The 19,697-nt window shown below is 38.8% G+C and carries 19 protein-coding genes and 1 CRISPR repeat array; of the genes, 6 read left to right on the plus strand and 13 right to left on the minus strand.

The window, feature by feature from the left end; translation table 11 throughout:
* Positions 1–33: 33 nt before the first annotated feature.
* The gene (locus tag F903_RS12275) at positions 34–2,739 is read right to left on the minus strand and encodes an autotransporter assembly complex protein TamA (RefSeq protein WP_005197431.1); all 2,706 of its coding nucleotides are present in this window, start codon (positions 2,737–2,739) and stop codon (positions 34–36) included.
* A 163-nt stretch (positions 2,740–2,902) separates the two neighbouring features.
* Between F903_RS12275 and F903_RS12280 the strand changes: the two genes are divergently transcribed.
* The gene (locus tag F903_RS12280) at positions 2,903–4,225 is read left to right on the plus strand and encodes an MFS transporter (RefSeq protein ID WP_155757051.1); all 1,323 of its coding nucleotides are present in this window, start codon (positions 2,903–2,905) and stop codon (positions 4,223–4,225) included.
* Positions 4,226–4,228: 3 nt separating this feature from the next.
* A complete protein-coding gene (gene coq7, locus F903_RS12285) occupies positions 4,229–4,867 on the plus strand; it encodes a 2-polyprenyl-3-methyl-6-methoxy-1,4-benzoquinone monooxygenase (RefSeq protein ID WP_005197435.1) in 639 nt (212 codons plus the stop codon).
* A 61-nt stretch (positions 4,868–4,928) separates the two neighbouring features.
* Here the strand turns inward: coq7 and F903_RS12290 are convergent, their stop codons facing one another.
* The 8 genes from F903_RS12290 to F903_RS12325 all read right to left on the minus strand — a co-directional run bounded on the left by F903_RS12290 (position 4,929) and on the right by F903_RS12325 (position 12,058).
* Positions 4,929–5,384, minus strand: a complete 456-nt coding sequence (locus tag F903_RS12290; RefSeq protein WP_005197437.1) for a hypothetical protein — start codon at positions 5,382–5,384, stop codon at positions 4,929–4,931.
* A 139-nt stretch (positions 5,385–5,523) separates the two neighbouring features.
* Entirely contained in the window at positions 5,524–6,075 is a 552-nt protein-coding gene (locus F903_RS12295; RefSeq protein WP_004670702.1) for a DUF2799 domain-containing protein, read from the minus strand.
* A gap of 38 nt (positions 6,076–6,113) precedes the next feature.
* Entirely contained in the window at positions 6,114–6,548 is a 435-nt protein-coding gene (locus F903_RS12300; protein ID WP_005197438.1) for a 2-amino-4-hydroxy-6-hydroxymethyldihydropteridine diphosphokinase, read from the minus strand.
* Positions 6,505–6,885, minus strand: coding sequence for a dihydroneopterin aldolase (gene folB / locus F903_RS12305; RefSeq protein WP_004670700.1), 381 nt, complete (start codon positions 6,883–6,885; stop codon positions 6,505–6,507). Before folB ends, F903_RS12300 begins: the two co-directional genes overlap by 44 nt.
* 29 nt (positions 6,886–6,914) lie before the next feature.
* Positions 6,915–8,213, minus strand: coding sequence for an ABC1 kinase family protein (locus tag F903_RS12310; protein ID WP_004670699.1), 1,299 nt, complete (start codon positions 8,211–8,213; stop codon positions 6,915–6,917).
* Positions 8,214–8,270: 57 nt separating this feature from the next.
* Positions 8,271–8,999 carry a HesA/MoeB/ThiF family protein gene (locus F903_RS12315; protein WP_416202030.1) on the minus strand — a complete coding sequence of 243 codons (729 nt, stop codon included), beginning with the start codon at positions 8,997–8,999 and terminating at the stop codon, positions 8,271–8,273.
* Positions 9,000–9,291: 292 nt separating this feature from the next.
* Positions 9,292–9,859: a CRISPR direct-repeat array (repeat unit 28 nt; unit sequence GTTCACTGCCGCATAGGCAGCTTAGAAA).
* A 62-nt stretch (positions 9,860–9,921) separates the two neighbouring features.
* Positions 9,922–10,956: a lipase secretion chaperone gene (locus tag F903_RS12320; RefSeq protein ID WP_005197440.1), complete on the minus strand. Its 1,035-nt coding sequence runs from the start codon at positions 10,954–10,956 to the stop codon at positions 9,922–9,924.
* An 82-nt stretch (positions 10,957–11,038) separates the two neighbouring features.
* Positions 11,039–12,058, minus strand: coding sequence for a lipase family alpha/beta hydrolase (locus F903_RS12325; protein WP_005197441.1), 1,020 nt, complete (start codon positions 12,056–12,058; stop codon positions 11,039–11,041).
* A gap of 279 nt (positions 12,059–12,337) precedes the next feature.
* Between F903_RS12325 and F903_RS12330 the strand changes: the two genes are divergently transcribed.
* The gene (locus tag F903_RS12330) at positions 12,338–13,360 is read left to right on the plus strand and encodes an AraC family transcriptional regulator (protein WP_005197442.1); all 1,023 of its coding nucleotides are present in this window, start codon (positions 12,338–12,340) and stop codon (positions 13,358–13,360) included.
* 62 nt (positions 13,361–13,422) lie between these two features.
* Here the strand turns inward: F903_RS12330 and F903_RS12335 are convergent, their stop codons facing one another.
* Both F903_RS12335 and F903_RS12340 read right to left on the minus strand, forming a co-directional pair.
* Entirely contained in the window at positions 13,423–14,106 is a 684-nt protein-coding gene (locus F903_RS12335) for a superoxide dismutase (protein ID WP_005197443.1), read from the minus strand.
* Between the two features lie 149 nt (positions 14,107–14,255).
* Positions 14,256–15,026, minus strand: a complete 771-nt coding sequence (locus tag F903_RS12340) for a 3-hydroxyacyl-CoA dehydrogenase (protein ID WP_005197444.1) — start codon at positions 15,024–15,026, stop codon at positions 14,256–14,258.
* 144 nt (positions 15,027–15,170) lie between these two features.
* On the opposite strand from F903_RS12340, the gene F903_RS12345 reads away from it, so the two are divergent.
* Together F903_RS12345 and F903_RS12350 are read left to right on the plus strand one after the other, a co-directional pair.
* Positions 15,171–16,229, plus strand: coding sequence for an AraC family transcriptional regulator (locus F903_RS12345; protein ID WP_005197445.1), 1,059 nt, complete (start codon positions 15,171–15,173; stop codon positions 16,227–16,229).
* Between the two features lie 16 nt (positions 16,230–16,245).
* Positions 16,246–16,878, plus strand: a complete 633-nt coding sequence (locus F903_RS12350; RefSeq protein ID WP_005197447.1) for an FMN-binding negative transcriptional regulator — start codon at positions 16,246–16,248, stop codon at positions 16,876–16,878.
* Here F903_RS12350 and prmC read toward each other — a convergent pair.
* Positions 16,875–17,693, minus strand: a complete 819-nt coding sequence (prmC, locus tag F903_RS12355) for a peptide chain release factor N(5)-glutamine methyltransferase (RefSeq protein ID WP_005197448.1) — start codon at positions 17,691–17,693, stop codon at positions 16,875–16,877. The genes F903_RS12350 and prmC overlap by 4 nt on opposite strands.
* A complete protein-coding gene (prfA, locus tag F903_RS12360; protein ID WP_005197449.1) occupies positions 17,693–18,781 on the minus strand; it encodes a peptide chain release factor 1 in 1,089 nt (362 codons plus the stop codon). The genes prmC and prfA overlap by 1 nt, the downstream gene beginning before the upstream one ends.
* 252 nt (positions 18,782–19,033) lie before the next feature.
* On the opposite strand from prfA, the gene yiaA reads away from it, so the two are divergent.
* Positions 19,034–19,501 carry an inner membrane protein YiaA gene (gene yiaA, locus F903_RS12365; protein WP_004670688.1) on the plus strand — a complete coding sequence of 156 codons (468 nt, stop codon included), beginning with the start codon at positions 19,034–19,036 and terminating at the stop codon, positions 19,499–19,501.
* Positions 19,502–19,697 lie beyond the last annotated feature (196 nt).

Raw genomic sequence — 19,697 nt, forward strand, 5'->3', positions numbered from 1 at the left:
TTTTTTTCGCTTTTAAAGGGTTATAAAAAGTCTTTAAAGTTGTGATCCAATAAAGAAGTGCAGTCGAATTGGGCGGTTTTCATTAGAAATACCCGATGCAACATCCAAACGAATCGGACCAATTGGAGATCTCCAACGGATACCAACACCTACACTATATTCAGTTGGATTACTAAAATCTTTATCAAAAGCATTACCAAAGTCAGAAAAAACTGCAGCACGCCAACCATCTTTAAATTGATAGTTATATTCTAACGATCCAACACCTAACGCCTGCCCACCAATCTTATATCCATCTATTTCTGGGGATAGACTTTTATAATCGAATCCACGTAAAGATTGATCACCACCCGTAAAGAAACGCAAATTATAAGGGACTTTATTAAAATCATCGGTAAAAATATAACTTGCATCGCCACGCCCGACAAATTGATGATTGTCATTTTCGCCTAGCGAGTAAATAAATCTCCAACCTGCTCCCAGTATCGCCATATTGGCATCTGAAAGGAGTGACTCAGATCCTAATTCGAGTTTATAAATTTGTTTAAAGCCTTTGGTTGGATTTAAACGAGTATTCGTATTTGTCTTAGAAATTTCATAACCTAAGAGTAACGATTGTTGCTCAGAGTTTGTACCTGCTGCTTTAAAGGCATCTGGTAACTCCGAAATATCAACATTCCCTTTTTCAGTTAAGCGGTCTAAGCGATAGCGCAATCCAAAAGTATGCTGCCAATTTCCAAGTGGATTCTTAATTACACGTTCACCACCAAGTACAGCAGACTCAACTAACAAACCGATGTTAGGACCGATGTCATCTCGAGTTTCACGCTCATAACCTCCGACAAGGTTAAAGTAGTCATTGAGTGGATGCTTATAAGGGATGCTATAACGTCCATCAATAGACTGGCGTATTTCCGAAACCTCGATGTTGGCATCAAAAGCATGACCATGTTTATTGACTATTGCACGACGATACTGAGAACGAATACGCGCTCCAGTGTCCGTACCATAACCCACACCTGTTTCAATACTATTTAACCGATCGGCATTTAAGGTGACTACAACTGGAATCTTTTTATCCAAACGCGCTTGTTCTTCTTGTTGCTGCCGCTCTTGATTGTCATCCTGTACGCTTGGCATCGAACGTGCCAAAGAATAAGCTTGTGCTGGTTCACTCCCTGAGAACTGGGACTCATCTACAACATCTTGGGTGACTTCTTCGGCAGAGGTCACTTTCTGTCGCGCTAAGTCAGCTTTTTGCTGTGTATTTAAGAGCTGAGATTGCTCGATACGTTGTTGATCGACCAATGCTTGCAAGTCAGGCGGTAACTCTAAAGGCGGTTGGTTCAGATCTGGTTTAATGGTATCGACCAACGTGTAATTAAAATAACGCGTATTGGTTAGGTTATTTGCTAAAAGATTAACCCGCCAAAAAGCATAATCATCACCCTCTTTCCAAGGCACGAGGCTGTCGAGCACTTTTTGTGTCAGTGGTAATGGCTTGCTCGGATCACTCATTTTATATTGGACTTGTTTGAGTTTATAGCGGTCGCCTGTTTCATACTTTAAATTAATTTCTGCTGTTTTCTCAGGCTGGCTAATTTTAACGTCATGTAATCGCCAAAATGCATCAAAGAAACCATTGTCTGACGCTGTTGTTGCAATTTTATTTTTGGTTGCCTCATATTTACCGTGATTGAAAATATCACCTTCATCCTGCTCAGGAATCAAACCAATAACTTGGAATTGAGGGACATTTTCACCCGCGCCAGTAAATTCAATATTTTGTTCTTTTATAAGAACGGGTTCATTTGGAACAACGTTCACTTTGACTTTGCTATCACTCAATTTCTCAAAGGTATAGGTTGAATCATAATAGCCGACTGCTTGCGCCGCTTGATTGGTCAATACTCTCAATTGAGGCAAAGCGACATTAAACTCCTCGAAAGCCTCCTGTGTAAAACTGGATAGCTTTGCTTTGATATTTGCAGCAAGCACAGGTGGAGCACCTGTCACATCCGCACTAATACGCGGAATTCTGTCTGCACCGAGCAAATTTTCTGGGCGCAATCGATTCAAAACCCTTTTAAAGAACCCAACTTTTTCTTGCTCTTGATCTGTTTGCACCTGAAATTCAGACAATGTCTTACCTGATTCATTTGCTTCAACAATGATCTGGCTATCGGTTTGGATATCCTTCATCAATTGATCAATATTAATAGGTGCCTGACTGATCTCGGTGAGCTCAGTTTGTGTTGCTTCGTTGACTAAAATATCGGTGTTCTTCGAAGTGTCTGCTCGATGTGACTGTGCTTGATTTTTTGCGTCTTCGGCAACCTGAAAGATTTCATTCGCCATATTTTGATCAACAGTGATCACTGGCAAATTGTCTAAATTTTCATCCAAATCGATCGGCTGCAACACATCAATTTGATGTGCTGCCTGTTCTTGTTGTTTCAGTGCAGCCACACTGTCTTGTGCCGGATTGAAATTTTGTTGATCTATTTGAAAGGCTTGAATTGGGATTTCTGGAGCAGGAATGCTTTTAACCTGATCTTTCATCCGCTCAATTGTTTGATTTTCAATCGCTTCGGCAACCTGATCTTCCGCATAAGCATTTGATATAAAACAACTAATCAAAAAACCACTACAAATAAGTTTAGGAAAGCTCTGCATTTTAAAAATTAAATGCATAGAATGAACCAATGTTGACTGTTTAAACTTAGATTTAGATAGCATGTAGTACTCTAAACTTACTTTTTAGATTTATCGTTTTTGATGGTTGAAAACCGCTTCAAATCTTTGATTTTTCATCCAATCAAACATGAAAGTATCATACATGTATTATTTAGTAAATTTACACTACGTCACATTTTTTTATAAATCACAATGAAGTGAACACATGATGAAACAAGATGAGCGCTTAATGACATCACGTCGGTTTGCCCCGATGTTTTTCACTCAATTTTTCGGCGCGCTGAATGATAATGTCTATAAGCAAGCCCTTCTTTTAGTCATTACTTATGGTTGGATTCAACAACAAACCGCAGCCGTAAGTACACTCAATAATTTAGCTGCTTTACTGTTTATTTTGCCTTACTTTTTCTTTTCTGCAACTGCTGGTCAAGTTGCTGATAAATATGAAAGATCACAGCTCGTCCGTTTGCTTAAGCTACTTGAAATCGTGATTATGCTGATCGGTACCGCAGGTTTCTTGCTCGGTAACTTGTGGCTACTGTTATTGGCTCTTTTTCTAATGGGAACACATTCAACCTGTTTTGGCCCAATCAAATACGCCATTCTCCCTGAAATATTAAAGCCAAATGAACTCATGTCAGGAAATGCGCTATTCCAGTCAGGTACATCTATCGCCATTTTATTCGGGATGATCTTGGGTGGCGCTGTGATTGCAACCTCTGCAGGCAATTTATTGTGGATTAGTATTACGGTTGTTACGATTGCTTGCTTAGGCTATTTGTGTAGTCGATTTATTCTCCCGCAAAAAGTTGCAGCGCCAGATTTAAAAATAGACTGGAATTTTCTCCGTACAAGCCTGCAAACGGTAAAATACGCGAAAAGTATTCCTGTTATTTTTATGATTCTGCTCGGTAACTCTTGGTATTGGTTTTATGGGGCGACTTATTTAACTCAGATTCCACAGCTCACTCAACAGAATCTTCATGCTTCAGAGAATGTTGTCAGCTTACTACTCACCTTTTTCTCTGTCGGTATTGGTGTCGGTTCTTTACTATGTAGACGAATTGGTGGAACTGACATTAATATCAAAATGGTTCCTTATGGCGCGATTGGTTTAACCGTTTTCGCGCTTTATTTGGCTGCTAGCTTAGCGTTTGTACCAGAACGCACAGGTGAACTGCTGAGCTTAAAAGATGTCTTTACCGAAGGTGCTGTGTATTATCATGTTATGCTTGCAGTCACTTTGCTTGGCATTAGCGGTGGATTCTATATCGTCCCCTTATATGCAATGATGCAAGCCTATTCACCACGCTCTCATCGTGCTCGAGTTGTTGCTGCAAATAACATTCTGAATGCTATATTTATGGTCTCTTCAGCAATTTTCTCAATTTTAATCTTAAGCATCTTAAAAATTGATATTAAAATATTATTTACGATTACTGCGGTTTTAAGTGCAATTTATTCATTCTGGTTATTAAAACGCCTAAAACCTTTATTGGAAAACGCTCCCAATACTTTAGAGGATTAATCTATGCGTCAGTACACAGGTCTCGACCAACTCATTAACTCCTTTGACCAAGCATTACGCAGTTTAGTTCCGGGTGCGACCGCCTCTCAGCGCGCCAATCCTGCACATAACGAAGCTGCACAATTATGCGTCAGCGATGCACGCCATGTCGCGGGTTTAATGCGGGTAAACCATAGTGGTGAAGTATGCGCACAAGCGCTTTATCACGGTCAGGCATTGACGGCAAAACTTCCACATGTCCGTAAAGAAATGCAACATGCTGCGATTGAAGAACAAGACCATTTAGCTTGGTGCGAGGATCGCTTAAAAGAGTTGGATAGTCATACCAGTGTCTTAAACCCAATATGGTATGGGTTATCTTATGGCATGGGCGCAATCGCTGGAATTGCAGGTGATAAATACAGTTTAGGGTTCGTCGCGGAAACTGAGCGCCAAGTCAGTCAACATTTGCAAGAGCATCTTCAACAACTACCTGAACACGATGACCGTTCCCGTAAGATCTTAGAGCAAATGAATGAGGATGAGTTACAGCATCGCGACACCGCATTACAAGCAGGTGGCGTTGTTGAACTACCAGCGCCTGTGCGTATCACCATGACCGCCATTTCAAAATTGATGACTAAAACCAGTTATTATTTATAAATTTTAGACTTGGGAATTGTGAAATCATAATTCCCCTATTTTTTCAAAACTTTAAGTAATTTTATTTAAATACAATTTTTCCCTTATCTTTTGAATAACGATCATACCAAAAACTTTGAGATTGCTTTTCTGTATCTGTAAAAATCGTATAGTTAATTTTTCCTTGCCTAAAACTGATTTGATCACGATTTTTTACAGCTATAACTCTTAGATCATTTACCCAAATACGCTGTTGCTGATCAATTTTGATCCGAGCTAAAGATGTTCCATCTCGTCGTTCAGCGATCCACTGCGGCTGGCTTATTGATGTATTTTGATCAGTGACCACGGTACTAGATTGAACGAATCCAGCTTTGATATTTTCTTCTTTAGTTTTGCTAATATCACAGCCTTGTAATTCACTTAATTGTGTACAGCCTGAAAATTCCAGTTGTTGTCTATATTTGGCATCGATTGCATAAGCAGAATTCATAACGCCACAGGAGATAAGACCAGCAATCATCAGCTTCATTTGCATAGTGCACCCTTGTATGTTCTATTCATCAATTATTTATTTAAACATCAATCATATAATAGGTCTGTAATTTAAATGTTGACTCTAAAAGTAAAAAAAGCCTATGAAATAAACCATAGGCTTTTTTAGAAATTGTTCGTAATTAGTTTAAACCATGCTCTGCTTTAAAGCGCTCTAAGTTTCGAACTGCATCGTGATAGCGTGATTGCACCCGACTACTATTTATTCTTAAATCATATAAACGCTTTTTATAATCATCACGATCCTTAATCGATAGATCTTTGCGCTCCAATTCTTTGAGATAATGATTTATGTCAGTTTGTGAACGATTGAATTCTGAGTCTGCTTGATAGTAAGCATTTGCAACTTGGTAATAATTACGCAATGACTCTCGTTTTTCGATTGGACAAACCCTAAAATCACCACGACCATCTAATGCTTCATTAAAAATGGTCTCAGGTCGACAATAATAACCCAAGCCTTTCTGATAACCTTTTTCATATAAGCTTTGATTTGGAACAACATTGGCTTTTTGACAAGATGAATAATATTTATCTAAACGAGATGCATGCCCAGCCGAACCATCTTTCTCACCGACATTAAACCAATTTGCTGTTTTACATTGCTCAACACTCATTGACGCACAGCCAGAAAGTAAAACCGCCAAAGTGAAACCGAGTAAAATAGTCTTCATAAAGCGCTTCCTAATTATTCGCTATTATTTATAAAAAATTATATTGTAATGACAGGATACTGTATATTTTGGTCATAACTTAATGCAGTTTGCTGCCATAAATCGCTTAAAGGAATTTTTACGTCTAATGCTAATGGTAACTTTTTTGGATTAAATTGCATATTGTCTAAAGTATTGCCCCAGGCAATTACATCGATATCTAAACTGATATGGTGCGATGGACGAATACGCCCCGATTGCGTTTCAAATTTTTTGAGTATCTCTATTATTTCATCAACAGGCAGATGGCTTTGCAATAAACATGCTGAGTTCCAATAATCAGCACCAATCCCATCACGACATGGGATTTGATAAATCGGAGAAAACTTCACCGTACCTAAATCTGCAAGTTGAGTATAAGCAAAAGTAAAATTTTGCTGTTGCTGAACATTACTCGCCAGTGCGAGCGCAAAAATCGTTTCTGTTGCGTTCAAGACGAATTCCTACTGCTTGAGCTTGTGCAATGATTGCAGGTTTGCGAATCGTGATAATAATAGATTCGACTGAAGGGAAAGTAGAAAATAAACGATCAAGTACTAACTGAGCCGCATGCTCAATGAGTTTGGGTTGAGCTTGTTGAATCACTTCGGCTGCAAGTTCACAAATTTGAGCATAGTTAAGAGTATCATCTAACTCATCAGAGTTTGCAGCCTGACTGAGATCATTATGAATGGTGAGATCTAACATCAAAGGTTGAATAATTTGGCGCTCCCAGTTGAAACAACCAATGACCGTATCAACCTTTAATCCTTCAATAATAATGGCATCCATAATGACCTAGTAATGAACCGATAAATAAATTAATGCTTTAAAAACGAAGCAGGTTCGATATTGTGAACCATTTTCAGACGTTGGTCAGCATAAATATCGGTATATGGTGCAAGAATACGCATGAAACGATCAAAATATAACATTTGCTTGAATAGTAAAGCGAAATCACGCGGGAATTTGATCCCATGACGCTCACCAACACCGATCATATCCATCATGATGTCATTCAAATCAGCAGGATTTGAACTCAAAATTTCTTGAGGGTCAGCCAATAATACGCCGCTAAATAAACGTTCTAAATCATCAGCCAATACTTGTGTATCGATCTTTTTATTGGTCATTCCCATCTTGAGCATGTTTTCAGCCATAGCGGTATAATTGGTATGCTGCAAAGCATCCATAAATGCCATACACGCTGTCCACACCGCAGGATTGAGTTGCCCAACAATACCAAAATCAATAAAACCAACACGCCCATCTTCAAGCAACATCAGATTGCCAGCATGCAGATCAGCATGGAAACTTTTACATAGCATTAAGCTACCGAACCAAGTGTTCATTGCTGTGATTAAAACTTGCGTTGGATCTTTTGCATATTGTTTAACAACATCAAAATCCGTTAATGACACACCGTACAAACGCTGCATCGTTAAAACACGGCGTGTTGAAAACTGATGATAAACCTTTGGTGCAGTTGCAGCAGTATTGCCTGAAACATTGAGATATTGAACAAAATCATCGAGATTTTGCGCTTCTTCAATAAAGTCGACTTCACGTACCATACGTGTTTTGATCTCATCTACAATTTCGGACAAAGATGCAAATTTAATCTTTGGAACCGCTTTTTCTAGTAATTTTGCAGCCCAATGTACAACATTTAAGTCCGTATATAAGATGGTTTCAACCCCAGGCTTTTGTACTTTCAATACAACGTCTTCACCTGTGACTAATTTAGCAGCATGTACTTGGGCAATTGATGCTGAAGCAAGCGGTTTTTCATCAATAAAACTAAAAATCTCATTGAGGTTTTTGCCCTCAAACTCTTCAGCCAAAACGCCTTGAATATAACTAAATGGCAACGTTGGGGTTTGATCTAGACAACCTTGGAACTCTTGAACATATTCACGAGGAAATAAAGATGGTGTACTGGCAATAAACTGCCCGAGCTTAATATAAGTTGAACCTAATGATTCAAAGGTTTCACGCATAAGTTTAGCGTTACTCGGTTTTTCGGTTGCATATTTCACACCTGCTTGTGCCGCAACCATAACTGTCTCACCAATACGTGCAACAGAGCGTAGTCCATCAAATAAAATATTTCTTTTCATAATCTTTCATTGTCTCGAAAATGGCATTAGTTTAGCAAAGTTTGCTGATATTACCGATCAAGTTGCCTGACAAACTGGACAATTTGCATCTTTTTCAAATTGTAGAATGCGCTGTGAAAGGTTGAAACCATTCCAAAGTAACAGTTTTTGCTTGAGCGGTGTTAGACCCAAGCCTAGATAAAGTAAAGTGTGATGTGCTTGTAATGACGCTATCATTACAGGTGTGGTCGCTAGTACCCCAGACTCAGCACAACGTAGGCCTTCATCAGCTTGCTGTTCTTTAGGAAATAGACATTCATAACAAGCTGAATCGGTATCCACCATGAATAATTGTGCTTCAAAACCAATCGCAGACGCACTAATCAGTGGAACTTGCTGCTTTCTACAAGTTAAATTTACTAGATATCGGGTAGTAAAGTTATCACAACCATCTAAAACTACATCTTGATGCTGTACTAAATCATCAGCATTCGTTTCATCAAATCGTATATTTTGATAGTTGACTTGTATATGTGGGTTAATATCTTGTAGATGTTTAGCTAGAACTTCTGCTTTGTAGTGTCCCAAATCATTTGAGGTAAACGCAATCTGTCGTTGTAGATTGCTCATTTCAATACTATCGGCATCAACAATCGTTATCTTTCCTACGCCCGCACGAGCAAGCAATTCAGCACTGGTACAACCGATACCCCCTGCACCGACAATCAGAACATTAGCAAGTTTCAGCTTTTCTTGTGCTTCGATATCCCAACCATCCAACAGAATCTGACGACTATATAGATGCATCTCATCGTCACTCAGTTCAAATGCATTTTCTTGATGGTCAGACACGTTCTTTCTTCTCAAATGAATCACTTATTCTTGATTTTAAATGTGCAAAATGATTTAGCAAAGAAATAAGTGTTATATCTTCAATGATTTTACTTTGACAAACTCACACTTTTACCCCAATATTTTTATTATTCTTTAACAGCCTAATAAAATCAATAAGTTACGATACAGTGTAAAAACTTTGGGTATTTACATAAATTAGCGTTCAACTTTATGTTTTTGCTTAATTTATTTATGCTATTTTATAGTTCACTGCCGCATAGGCAGCTTAGAAAGCAATACATACGATTTGATTTGCAGCTAAGATGTTCACTGCCGCATAGGCAGCTTAGAAATTTACCAGCAGGTACGCGAGCGACTGATGATGGTTCACTGCCGCATAGGCAGCTTAGAAAAGTAAAGGAGGCGACATTCAGACAAAAGCATCGTTCACTGCCGCATAGGCAGCTTAGAAACTCTTGAGGCGGTTCTTGATAAATCTCTTGTTGTTCACTGCCGCATAGGCAGCTTAGAAATTGTGAAAAGTTCAGTACACTGGATGATGGGGGTTCACTGCCGCATAGGCAGCTTAGAAAATAGCATGTTTAGAATCTTTGGGTTTTTCACCGTTCACTGCCGCATAGGCAGCTTAGAAATATAGTAAGAATTACTGACCGTTAGATTATTGGTTCACTGCCGCATAGGCAGCTTAGAAATCAACAAGCTCACCCGTATTGATTCGAGAAAGGTTCACTGCCGCATAGGCAGCTTAGAAATAATATTAAAGGTTTATTCCATGAATGAGGAAGTTCACTGCCGCATAGGCAGCTTAGAAATGCATCACCATGCTTTGCATAACTTGGGATAAGTTCACTGCTACATAGGCAGCTTCACCCCCCTACCTCTTCTGATCATGCATAATTTCATAAGACTGCGCTCTCAATAACTCCTCTTTAGTACCAAATGTACTATTCCGAAGTTGATTAATTGATTTCTGTTTATTTGCATCACCCACATCACTTTGCAAAATTCGCTGACGCTCTGACAGATAATGATTGACCTGTTTTTGCCATACAGCTTCTTCATGATCAACTTTTTCTAAACGATCAGCCGCTTCTGGTCCTAGCAAACTTTCTCGCATATTACGTAATTCTTGAGCTGAGCCACCCTTTTCTTTAATTTCTTGAGTAAGTTGCTGCAATTCAGAAAATTGCATTGAAACTTTCACACCATCTGCCATCGTCTCAGGTAAATGATCAATCGTCTTCGCCAACTCCATTGCCTTTTGCTGAGTGGTTAAACTCTTATTGGCGTGAATGCGCATTTGATCAATACTAAACTGATTCAGACTTCTTTCATTCCCAAAAAAAGCTTGGATTTCAGCCTCATTAAAAAACTGTTGCTGTAACTTCGCCATTTGATCAATGATATTTTGAAATTTATCAATTTCATCGCTTTTAAAATGAGTACTGGTTCGAAGGTTCTTCAAGCTATGAGTATAGGCCACATATTGATCAAGTAAGTAGCTTGCATAACTTGCAGCCGTTTCAGGTAAAGTTGCGCTTAAGTATTGTCGAATATCTAAAATAAGCTCAGGTTCAGTCTTTTCTCCCAAACTCGAAAAGAAATAATCAAAACAACTGCGAATACCAACAGTTAAAATCAACTTCCCTTTTGCATCAACTTGAATTGGACAATCAATTTGAGTGCCCTGTAAAGACGGCGCAAGCGTAGGCATTTTCCCTGTCTTACTTTCATTATCACCATTTGGCAGAATATTATTTTTCATCAAGCTTTGAGTATGCAGATCATTTTGACTACTTTGATTTTGCACTGAGGGTTTAAAAGCCCAGTAAATTAGCGCCAATATAATAAATAAACACGCAACACTTACTAAAATTATTGTCTTATTATTTAAAAACTTGGCACTCATATTCCGTTACTCTATTTTCTAATTAATTATTGAATCCATGTTAAATCATGGGAGTAAATCCATTACTCCCTTGATGATATTTTTAAAGGTTTTGGTTTTTCAATCGGTTAGCATGGAGGCGAAATGGTGTCACAGGATTTTGTAAAAAGCCCACTAGCCCTAAGACCTGATTGACTTCATCTAAATGATTAAATGCATAGTTATCACGTATTACTGTGCCCAAATGGCTTGAACAACGAGGAACAAGACCATCACTTTCACCCGGTATTATTAATGATGTCGCTGTTAATGCATAATCCATTGGATCTAAAGCATTGGTAAATGGACTTGTTCCACTCCATGAATAGTATCGAACCCCATTACTTGCAAGCTCCGTACCTGATCCACAGGCTGTTGTTGGTACACCTGCTGGAAAGCGTTGATTAAAGTCAGCAGATCCAGCCGTCGTTAGTGAATTAAGCCCTGCTAAAGAATTCTGATCATAATAATTACCAGAACCGATACCAATCAATGCACCAAATGCATTCACCGCCGCTGTAATCACAGGAGTTGCGGCAGGGCCAACTGGAGATTGAGTAAAGGCATATACTGCATCAGCAACATCTGAACCTTTAACTGGACCTCCAACTGCTGTAACAGATGCAACTCTATTCGGTAATAAACCTGCCACATATCGAATCGAATGTGTACCGTGGCTATGTCCGATCAAATTCACCTTTTCAGCACCTGTAATCGCTAAAACTTGTTTGGTTTGGAGTAATAACTGCTCACCACGAACTTCTGATGAGTTAAAGGATGCTTGTTGTGCCACAAAGACATTTGCACCATTTCCAACCAAGTCTTCTGTAATCCCATGCCAGTATTGCATTGGGCCAACAGCCGAAAAACCAGCCATCCCATGTGCTAACAAAATAGGATATTTGGTTTTTGCATAGTCAGATGTCACCCTTGCACTTCCGCCAACGGAGCAGGAGTTCACATTACAATTTTGCCATGATGCTTTTGGTGATAGAAAATCGAATAAACCGGCATGAACAACAGATCCGCTACTCACCAGCATGCCAGCCATCAAAGTCATAGCGTTTAGATATTTTTTTTTCACGTTTTTGCTCCAAGCATTTTTCATTTTTATAACAACAATATCGTCTTTAAACTTTGTATAAGGAATCATTCCAAATCTACAAAAGACTTGCAAAAGTATACTCGCAAGAAATATTGTGTGATTTTTAGACTAAAACAAACTGCGCCAAAATCATAACATCACGCGCCAATTTTTTTATTAAGTTACAAAATTCCGATGAGTGTACATTTTGAAATTACGTGTGCTACATTATTTTCAAATTAAATCAAATAAGCTTTCAAAAGGAATTTGAGTAGCGTTATGAGTATTCCTCGCCATCTTCATCAGCATTTCATTAGTAGTTCTTATGCTCACTTGATTAGTGAAGTCGTCTCACAGTGGGATATCACTGTTGCAGAGTTGTTTTGGGGCACTGGTGTTGAAATAGAAAAACTAAACGATCTGAATTATAAAATTAGTCTTTCTTCATTTAAAAAAGTGATTGCGCGCTCGATTGAACTCACCAAAGAACAAGGCCTTGGTTTCTTCGCAGGCCGTCAATTAAAAATTAGCTCACATGGTTTGCTTGGTTTTACAGTCGCAATCTCAAAAAATCCGCTGGATGCTATTGAAACCATCAATCAATTTGTCAGTTTGCAATGTTCATTTGTTGAGTTAAGTTTTAACATCGAGCAAGAACGCGCCTATTACCATATTATTTATGACGGTACTGCGATTGATTTTGATGATCGTGCTGACTTACAAGCATATGAGTTTAGCTGTGTTTTCTTTCTAACGGGCTTTGTATATTTGGTCAGATTTTTCATTCCAAGCTTCAAACCGAGTATAGATTTACAGTGTAAATATCCAGAGTATTTTTCTCGTTTTGAAGAGATACTAAGCTCGACTTTTGAACAAATCCGCTTCGAGCAACCTCGTACCTGCTTAATTGCCTCTACTCAGCTTTTAGAAATGCCCTTGAGCATGTCAGATCCACTCACTTCCGAAAAATTTAAGCTCCTTTGTCAAAAAGAATTAGATGATTTAGCGACAACACAAGATATCCTGTATCGCGTCAAACAATTAATTGATGATGAAGTTGAAGGCTTGTTAAGCATTGATCAAGTTGCAAAAAAATTAAATCTTACCAAGCGAACCTTACAACGTATGTTGCAAGAAAAAAATATAAGCTTCCAAATCCTTTATGATGATGTTCGTAAGTCAAAAGCTCAAAAATTGCTCCTGAACCCTTTTATCACCAAAGATGACGTCGCAAAAAAACTGGGGTATTCGTCTATATCAAGTTTTAACCGTGCTTTTAAACGTTGGGATATTGGAGAATAAATAGAAAAAGCGATGGCGTTATTAACACCATCGCTTTTATTTGAAGCATCCCAATTTAAATTTTATTTTACCGCTTTTGTATAACGCTCATTGACTTTATTCCAATTCACGACGCTCCAAAAGGCTTTGGTATAGTCCGCTCTACGGTTTTGATATTTTAAATAATACGCATGTTCCCAAACATCTAATCCCAGCAAAGGTTGACCTTTTTTCTCAGCAATATCCATCAATGGGTTATCTTGATTTGGGGTTGAAGTAACTTCTAATTTACCTTGTGAATTGACAATTAACCATGCCCAACCTGAGCCAAAACGACTGGTCGCTGCTTGATTGAATTGCTCTTGGAACGCTTTAAATGAGCCAAAATCCTGATCAATTTGCTTTAACAGCTTGGCATTTGCTTTTCCTGTTTTATTGGTTGGCGCTAAGCTCTCCCAAAAGAAAGTATGGTTAAAATGCCCACCACCATTATTACGAACTGCGGCGTTGTATTTAGAAATCTGTTGTTGGATTTGCTCTACATTTAATTTATCCAATTCAGAATACGTCTTGATCTGAGCATTTAAATTATCGACATATGCTTTATGGTGTTTACCATAATGAATTTCCATCGTTTGCTGATCAATGGCAGGCTCTAAAGCATTACTTTTGTAGGGTAATGGTGCTTGTGTGAAATCTGCAAAAGCAGACATACTCAAGCTCGAACACACAACCAAAGCCAATAAACCTTTGTTCAGATATCGCATTATTTAAATCCAATTTGATAATAGTTTTCATTATCAATATATAAGTAAATCAAGCATGCGTCAAAATAGGCTACAAACTGATACATTAAAACGATCAAAAAAGTTGAAAAGTACAGTGCTATTTGACTGCACTTTTCAGGTGGATTCAGTTACTTCGCTGCCATACGAATCGCGCCATCTAAGCGAATCACTTCACCATTGAGATATGAGTTCTCAGCAATATGAACCACTAAGCGCGCAAATTCTTCAGGACGACCCAAACGTGATGGATAAGGCACCATTTGCCCTAACGCATCTTGGACATTTTGTGGTAAGCCTTTGAGCATTGGCGTTTCCATAATGCCTGGTGCCACAGTCATCACGCGAATCGCATGACGTGCCAATTCACGCGCAAGTGGTAAGGTCATCGCCACCACAGCCCCTTTAGATGCCGAATAAGCGGCCTGACCAATTTGACCATCAAAAGCAGCAACTGATGCTGTATTTACGATCACACCTCGATCTTCGTCACCGTCCTCGACGGTATTTTTGCTCATCGCATCTGCTGCAAAGCGAAGCATATTAAAGGTCCCTGTGACATTGATATGCAAAACTTTTGAGAACATAGCAAGATCATGCACACCTTCTTTTCCGATTACTTTTGCCGATGGCCCAATCCCTGCACAGTTCACTAAACCATGCAAACTGCCATGTTTTTCCAGCACAGTTTTAAAGAATTGCTCTGCTGCCTGTTCATCAGTGACATCTAGTTTTACAAACTGCGCGTTTACACCCAAAGCCTGCGCTTGTTGCTCTCCAACTTCGGCATTCATATCCACCAAGGTAACAGAAGCACCCTTTTCAACGAGATATTCAGCAGTTGCAGCACCTAGACCTGAACCACCACCTGTAATAACAAAGTGCTTTCCTTGAATTTTCATTTACTTTTCCTATCAAATTAAAGTGATATATTTTTATAACAGAGAGTAAAGACAACTTTTTTCCGATACAATTCCAAAAAGTAACAAATGTGATGCAACTTTTGAGCATTCAACCGATTTACCCTCCTATTGTTCCTGTCGCATATGAGCCTAAACCCAAGTCTTGATCTTCATTCCACTAAAGATACAATTTCGAATGCACTGATTCGTGAAGCAGTGAGCGTCGCTGCAAGTCGTGGTTTGAATATTGTACAGATTGCGAATCGCGCTGGCATTTCATCTGAGTTATTAACATCAACGAAAGCCCGTATTCCTGTCACACAGTGTGCACAATTATGGGTAGAACTTGCTGAAAGCATGAATGACGAATTCTTGGGAATGGATACGCATCCAATGCGCCGAGGAAGTTATAAATTATTGGCCAAACTGGCATTTAATACCGAAACATTAGAGCAAGCGATTAAGGAAATTCTGAGATTTTTAGCGCTAGTGCTTGATGATATTCAAGCTGAACTTATTCAACAAGGCGATAAAGCGTATTTAATATTACATGATCGTGAACAACCTAAACGTATGTTCACTTACTCCACATTCTTAATGTTAGTGCATAGTTTAATGTGTTGGTTAAGTGATCAACGCATTAACTTTCACAAAATGACATTCAAATGTCATCAGCCTGTAGAAATACAGGACTATCGTGTCCGTTTTTGTGAAAATATTCAATTTAATGCCGAACAAAACAGAATTGAATTTGATGCACATTATCTCAAACATAAAATTAAGAAAGATAAAAATGCCTTAAAGGATTTTCTAAAACATACACCTTACAATCTGATTGTACGTTTTAAGAATGAAAATTCTTTAAGTTTGCAAATCCGTCGTCAACTGCTCATACAAGCACCTTCTCAGTGGGCTGAGCTGAAAGATTTTGCACAGCAATTGAATATGTCGACTGCAACGATTCAACGCCGCTTAAAACAAGAAGGTGTCAGTTATCAACAGCTTAAAAATGATATTCGTTGTGATATTGCGATTGTAAGATTAAGTAAAACTAATGATTCAATTCAAAGCATCAGCGATGATCTTAATTTCCATGACCCCAGTGCCTTTCACCGCGCATTTAAAAAATGGAGTGGCGTAAGTCCCGGTAGTTATAGGAAATCATCTCCGAGTAAACAAAATTTTCTCGGTCATTTAGAGTAGTAAATGGAGTTTAATGATGTTCTTACCTGAAATTTTTGTGGAAAAAGATCTTGAGAAGTTATACGCACTCATTCAAGACTATCCTTTTGCAACGTTGATTAGTCATAGTGCTGAAGGTGTAGAAGCCAATCATTTGCCGTTTAAGTTATTACTCGACAAAGAAAGTGATACTGCTGTTTTAATCGCGCATATCGCCAAGGGTAACCCTCTACATACACAAATTGAGAATAACACAGACGTCCTCGTTATTTTTCAGGGAGAACAAGGTTATATCTCGCCTAACTGGTATCCAACTAAGCAGCAACATCATCAACATGTACCGACATGGAATTATCAAGTTGTGCATATCAAAGGAAAGATTAACTTTTTACATGATGAAAAGTCTTTGCGAGGAATTCTGGCAAAACTCACCCGTACGCATGAGGCCAAACAAGCCAAACCTTGGAAAATGTCAGATGCACCAAACGAATATATTGCCGAAGAGTTGAAAGGGATTATTGGAATTGAGATCCAAATTGAAAAAATTACGGGTAAATTCAAGCTTAGTCAAAATCGTGAGAAAATTGATGCTTTAGGTGTTGTCGCTGGTTTAGAACAACAAGGCGAGCAAGGTTTAGCTAAAGCAGTTCAGCAATATATCGAGGATTAAAACAGCTTTTGTCCTAAGCTGACTCGATCATTACCACCATAATCTTTGATCGTTTCGATTTCGCTAAAACCGAACTGTTCAAAGATTTCACGTACTGCTTGTCCTTGATCATAACCATGTTCAAGGACAATCCATCCTTTAGCCTTGAGCCAGCTTTTCCCTTGAGAAATGATGATCTCAATATCCGCTAGCCCATGCTGATCTGCAACTAATGCACGTTCAGGTTCTGACTTGAGCTTTTGCATATGCACATCATCAGGATCGATATAAGGCGGATTTGATACAATTAAATCAAACTTTTGCGCGTCTAGAGCATCGAACCAAGCCCCACAAGCAAATTTAACTTGAGTTAAGCCATGTCGAACCGCATTTTCTTTAGCAACATCTAATGTCGGTTGATAAATATCGGTTGCTGTCACTGACCATTGTGGCCGTTCACTCGCGAGGGCTAAAGCAATTGCCCCTGTTCCTGTGCCCAAATCAACCATGTTAATATCCCGAGCAAGCACTAAGTTCAACACAGTTTCAACGAGTATTTCAGTATCTGGACGAGGAACTAAAGTGTCATATGTCACTTTTAAATCTAAAGTCCAAAATGGTTGTGAACCGATGACATACGCGAGTGGTTCACCCTGCGAAATTCGAGCAAGCCCCGCGAGGTAAGTTTGCTCTTGAATTTCAGTCAATTCTTGCTCAAGTCTTAGTTTTAATTCTAAAGAACTGACACCTAAAAGATGTTCAAGTAGCCATGCTGCTTCTTGACGTTCATAGCTATCAATCTCGCCATTCATCTCTAAAGCTTGAGCAATATTCATTAGCCGCCATTTTCCTGCGCCAGCATTGCTAACTGATCTGCTTGATATTCACGATGTAAACTATCAAGTAATTCAGTCAAATCACCCTCCATAATCGCATCCAACTTATATAAAGTTAGATTGATACGGTGATCTGTCATACGACCTTGTGAATAGTTATAGGTACGGATACGTTCTGAACGATCGCCTGATCCTACTAAATCACGACGCATTTCAGAAGTTGCCGTTTCCTGTGCTTGGCGTTTTGCATTTTCTAAACGAGAAACCAGTAGCGCCATGGCTTTGGCTTTGTTTTTATGTTGAGAGCGCTCTTCTTGGCACTCAACCACGACACCCGACGGAATATGGGTAATACGCACAGCGGAGTCAGTTTTGTTAATATGCTGACCACCTGCGCCTGATGCACGGTATGTATCAATACGTAAATCTGAGGCATTGATTTCAACTGTGGTATCGACATCGACTTCTGGCAGAATGGCAACAGTACACGCTGAAGTGTGTACACGACCTTGAGATTCGGTTGCAGGAACACGTTGTACACGATGCGCACCACTTTCAAACTTCAAACGACCATATACGCCATCACCATCAATACGGCAGATCACTTCTTTATAGCCGCCATGCTCACCTTCATTTTCTGAAAGCACTTCAATTCGCCAGCCTTGTGTTTCAGCAAATTTACTATACATACGGAACAAATCACCCGAGAAGATTGCGGCTTCATCCCCACCTGTACCAGCACGAACCTCTAGATATGCTGAATTGGCGTCATTTGGATCTTTAGGAATCATCAGAACATTGAGTTGTTCTTCTAATTCAGCCAAAAGCGTCTTATTGGCTTTAATCTCTTCTTCGGCCATATCTTTGAAATCTGGATCAGACTTCATCATTTCTGCGGTTTCAATATCTTCTTCAGCTTGACGATATTTACCCCAAACTTCGGTAATTTCTGATAAATCACTATGTTCACGAGACAGTTTACGGAAACGTTTATTGTCTGATATCACTTCTACATCAGCAAGCAATGCAGTCAGCTCTTCATGACGATCACAAAGTTGATCTAGTCTTAAACGGAGTGATGCTTTCATGGGCGAAATATCTCAAAATCTAAAGGCTCAGCGCTTATCAAAATGATAAGGCATAAGCAAAATCAAAAAATTGCGCATAGTTTACAGATTCTACTGATTAAAAGACATAGAGAAGCCCCGTAACTTACGATTCCATCATCATTTCATCACAAATTGTTCTGCTTTGGTTTTCATGACTTGTTCTAATTGCCGATCTCATATATAAAAAAGTCTAAAAGAGTAAATACAAAGATAAAACAATAGGATAAAACGATGAATAATTTTATTAACCGCCCTACCTCTGCGTTTATTGCGGCAAGTTGGGTCGCATTACTTACAGGAGCTGTTGGTTTCATTATCGGATTATGGAATGCTGATATGCCGCTGCATGAAAAAGGTTATTACTTTGTGATTTTACTTTATGGCTTATTTTCTGCCGCGTCATTACAAAAAACAGTTCGAGACCAATTAGAAGAGATTCCCGTGACAGCGATCTACTATGCTTTATGCTGGGCATCTATGGCTGTATGTATTGTGCTGTTACTGATTAGTTTATGGAATGCCGACATCACCATGAGTGAAAAAGGTTTTTACATCATGTCATTTCTACTCAGCTTGTTTGGTGTGGTGGCGACACAAAAGAATATTCGTGATTTGAACTATTTACGTCTACAAACAGGACTTGATACGCGTCAACCACAGCGCGAAGAATCTTCATCACAACAAAATGATCAAGACTAAGGTCTGTGAAATGTCAGCAGACCCTTAAATAAATATAAAGAAGTTTTAGATCATAAAACTTCTTTCACCATAAAATCACAACCAATTGTTTTATCATGATTTTTTATATAATAACTTTTGTTTCGCAACAAAATGCTACAATCCAGACACTAAACCGCAATACTTAAGACTGACCTCTCCACAATTTCTCACTCAA

Source organism: Acinetobacter sp. NIPH 298, from assembly GCF_000369505.1.
Taxonomy (GTDB): domain Bacteria; phylum Pseudomonadota; class Gammaproteobacteria; order Pseudomonadales; family Moraxellaceae; genus Acinetobacter.

Coding starts and splice junctions, on each gene's coding strand:
- F903_RS12275 (WP_005197431.1), bottom strand. CDS start 2,739: ATGCTATCTAAATCTAAGTTTAAACAGTCAACATTGGTTCATTCTATG.
- F903_RS12280 (WP_155757051.1), top strand. CDS start 2,903: ATGATGAAACAAGATGAGCGCTTAATGACATCACGTCGGTTTGCCCCG.
- coq7 (WP_005197435.1), top strand. CDS start 4,229: ATGCGTCAGTACACAGGTCTCGACCAACTCATTAACTCCTTTGACCAA.
- F903_RS12290 (WP_005197437.1), bottom strand. CDS start 5,384: ATGCAAATGAAGCTGATGATTGCTGGTCTTATCTCCTGTGGCGTTATG.
- F903_RS12295 (WP_004670702.1), bottom strand. CDS start 6,075: ATGAAGACTATTTTACTCGGTTTCACTTTGGCGGTTTTACTTTCTGGC.
- folB (WP_004670700.1), bottom strand. CDS start 6,885: ATGGATGCCATTATTATTGAAGGATTAAAGGTTGATACGGTCATTGGT.
- F903_RS12310 (WP_004670699.1), bottom strand. CDS start 8,213: ATGAAAAGAAATATTTTATTTGATGGACTACGCTCTGTTGCACGTATT.
- F903_RS12315 (WP_416202030.1), bottom strand. CDS start 8,999: ATGCATCTATATAGTCGTCAGATTCTGTTGGATGGTTGGGATATCGAA.
- F903_RS12320 (WP_005197440.1), bottom strand. CDS start 10,956: ATGAGTGCCAAGTTTTTAAATAATAAGACAATAATTTTAGTAAGTGTT.
- F903_RS12330 (WP_005197442.1), top strand. CDS start 12,338: ATGAGTATTCCTCGCCATCTTCATCAGCATTTCATTAGTAGTTCTTAT.
- F903_RS12335 (WP_005197443.1), bottom strand. CDS start 14,106: ATGCGATATCTGAACAAAGGTTTATTGGCTTTGGTTGTGTGTTCGAGC.
- F903_RS12340 (WP_005197444.1), bottom strand. CDS start 15,026: ATGAAAATTCAAGGAAAGCACTTTGTTATTACAGGTGGTGGTTCAGGT.
- F903_RS12345 (WP_005197445.1), top strand. CDS start 15,171: ATGAGCCTAAACCCAAGTCTTGATCTTCATTCCACTAAAGATACAATT.
- F903_RS12350 (WP_005197447.1), top strand. CDS start 16,246: ATGTTCTTACCTGAAATTTTTGTGGAAAAAGATCTTGAGAAGTTATAC.
- prmC (WP_005197448.1), bottom strand. CDS start 17,693: ATGAATATTGCTCAAGCTTTAGAGATGAATGGCGAGATTGATAGCTAT.
- prfA (WP_005197449.1), bottom strand. CDS start 18,781: ATGAAAGCATCACTCCGTTTAAGACTAGATCAACTTTGTGATCGTCAT.
- yiaA (WP_004670688.1), top strand. CDS start 19,034: ATGAATAATTTTATTAACCGCCCTACCTCTGCGTTTATTGCGGCAAGT.